The following is a 2,956-nucleotide window of genomic DNA, read 5'->3' as shown; positions in this document are numbered from 1 at the left end:
TTTCAACATTTGCTGATGCCTACGTACCTGTTCCACACTGTCAACTTCGTAAACATCTTGGATGTGGCGATTACCTTCGTATTCGGTGGCGATATAGCCATCATAGCCATGTTTTAATAGTACGGCCACAACTTCATTATAAGGAATACTGTATTCGGTACAGTCCTCCAACATTTCAAGACATTTGCCATGAATGTGAACGATTCTATCGATATGAGGCACCAAACTTAGGGGATTTACGAAAGTATTATGGCGGGAAAGTTCTGCAACGGCCATATCTATACGTCGATTACTCATTCTTGAAACCTCAAAAATTGTATATTCCGCCATAATCCCTTTTTCGTGTTGTTCACACACAAATTTTGCAATTTCGGGGTCAGCCCCATTGCGTATCATTCTATCTACTTGCACACGTGGTAAACGTCGGCAAAAACCACCCATATCTGGGATAAATCCAAAATGTTTAGTTCCAGTTCTTTCCATTACATCCCAGTGGCGTTCCATCCAGGCACTGTTGATATTCCACGGAGCATGTACTTCAATTCCCAATTTAATGTCGTGGTCTTCCGCAAAAGGAATTACTTTTTCGATGATTTGGGGCGTAGTATTCACAATCACACGAATTACTTTAAAACCCAATTTATGGGCAAATCGAATATCTTGCTTAAACGATTCTACGGCTTCGTCGTCTGACCAATAATGTCCTTTTTTCTTATTATAATCCAAAAACATATCGTGGGCAACTGGCGTAACTTTATACTTATCCATCCATCCAAACCATTGGTCAACAAAGGCATCAGATGGAAGCTTTGGGCAACCAGGTACACTTTGCTCACCTACTATTTCTATCCCCGTAGCACCAGTAGCTGCCGCCGCAGCGATACAATCTTCGAGGTTCATTTTTTTTAGGAAAAACTCTTCCTGGTAGCTATAAAGACTTACAGCACGTTTGATATTTGAAGACATATATTATAGTTTTTGAATATTTAAAAAAAGAAAATTTAATTAAGGTTTTCTAAGTAGAAAAATGCTTTTTCATGATATTGAAAATTCTAATTATTTATATCTGAAAACCTTAAAACGTATAACTTTAAACTCTTCGGTAGCTGGAAACGCAACCGCTGCCATGCTTGGGTCTTTTTTAAAGCCAAAACCAGCATCTCCGCCCATACTCGTAAAAGATTCATCACCGTTGAGCCTACGAGTTACTTTCCAAATGTCATTTTCAAAATACCCCTCTTCCATCACTTCAATATCCAAAAATGGCATGGCAGGATTGGGCGTTTTTGCTTTTAGTTCAATATTGAAGTATTTTCCAATAAGAATAAATTCATCTTTACCAATGTTAATGAGTATTCCACCTGCTACCTCTGGCTTTGGGTCTTTTGAAGGAAAGCCCGCAAAAACCAAATTAAAATCAATAATTGTTTTGCCAATATTGGCTTGAATGGAATAATCGCCTAAGTTGAAATTTTGGATAGGCTTATTTTTATCCAATAATATTCCTACCATTTTATCAGTACTTTGATACTTCAAAATAACATCTTTAACCTTTGAAAGTGCCTTGTAAGCAGGCGTAAACGGGTCTTCTTCTGGGGTCATATCATCAATACCAAAAGGTGAGAAACCTATTATTTCTTGGCTTCCAAAGGCATACATGGCTTCAAAAGTAGCCGAGCTGTTATGTCCAATTTCAGGAATAAAAACAGGATTGCCCTCTCTTCTGTACGTTTCTATTACTTCATTGGCTCCAGATATATAAATATCAGGAACAATCATATCAATGGCAGGAGCAGCCAAACGCCAAAAGTCTAAGGTGTGTGGCACTGGCCCACCACTCGGGTATTTGCCAGGATAGCCCAATTTTGGCTGTTTTATCCAAGCATTAACGTACATCGGAATCGGATATTCTGATTTTCCTGCCTCGGCAACTGCACCCATAAAACGAGCGTAATGATAGGCACTGAATAACTCTTCCGTTAAGAAACTTAAGTTTTTCCAGTCGGTAGTAGTTGTATCACTTTTGCCGAAGACTTCCTCCCAATTACCTTTTGTTTTACTGCCATTTGCTTTCCATACTTTTTCTAATTCTGGCTGTAATTTATTGTTTTTTAGATAGTTGAATACTTCTGCTGGCACTTCTGATTGGTACAATTTATCGGCTGTATAATCACGTGGTGAGTAAAATAAACCCACCTCATTTTCGATTTGAGCCATGATAACAGTTTGCTCCTTTTGGTCAAACTCTTTGATGTGTTTCATCAAAGCTTTGAATGCACGTGCATCTGCTTTCATTGTTTCTTCACCAAAAGCAGAAAGGATTTGAAGATTTTTCCCGTTTTTATCCTTGGCATAAGGGTATTTATCCGAATCATGTTTTACCCAACTTGGCACATAAGTAGAATAGCCATTTTTCCATGTGCCAAACCACAATATGACCAATTTTAGATTTTGCTTTCGAATGCCAACAATCATACTATCCACTAAAGAAAAATCGAATTCTCCTTCCGTAGGCTCTAACAATTCCCAATAAACAGGTGCCACGACCGTATTGAGATTTTTCTTTTTCAGTTGTTCCCAGATTGGACGCATGTAGTTCGCATTTGAAGAAGACGAATTATGTAGTTCTCCTCCCAAAATCAAAAAAGGCTTTTCATTCACAATAAGTTGTTTTGAATTTCCTTTTTTTTGCAAATGAGGAATCATACTATTTTTACGCCCCACTTCATTTAAACGGTCTTTCTTTGTCGGCATTTGGGCATTTAGCCCGCTAACAATTAAGATAAAGCCCATTGTCGTTATGAATAATCTATTCTTCATTTTCAGCATTAGTTAGATTAAAATTGACATACGTATTCGCTGTTAGTTGCTACAGTTACCATTCCACTATCGTCGAGATTCTTTTTTTAGGAAAAACTCTTCCTGGTAGCTATAAAGACTTACAGCACGTTTGATA

At 37.8% G+C, this 2,956-nt stretch carries 2 protein-coding genes; both read right to left on the bottom strand.

Features of this window, described 5'->3' with window-relative positions:
- A partial coding sequence (locus ACOVO2_RS21315; RefSeq protein ID WP_421771926.1) for a sugar phosphate isomerase/epimerase family protein occupies positions 1–966 on the bottom strand: 966 nt, incomplete at its 3' end.
- 90 nt (positions 967–1,056) lie between these two features.
- Positions 1,057–2,820 (bottom strand): DUF5597 domain-containing protein, encoded by a 1,764-nt coding sequence (locus ACOVO2_RS21310; RefSeq protein WP_421771925.1) that lies wholly within the window; start codon positions 2,818–2,820, stop codon positions 1,057–1,059.
- Positions 2,821–2,956: the final 136 nt, after the last annotated feature.

The sequence above is a fragment of the Emticicia sp. genome, assembly GCF_049241225.1.
GTDB lineage: Bacteria > Bacteroidota > Bacteroidia > Cytophagales > Spirosomataceae > Emticicia.
The sequence above is the reverse complement of the archived record's forward strand: the minus strand, read 5'-3'. Positions and strand labels throughout refer to the sequence as shown.

What these genes read in the sequence shown, in the direction of transcription:
- ACOVO2_RS21310 (WP_421771925.1), bottom strand. Translation starts at nt 2,820, where the DNA reads ATGAAGAATAGATTATTCATAACGACAATGGGCTTTATCTTAATTGTT.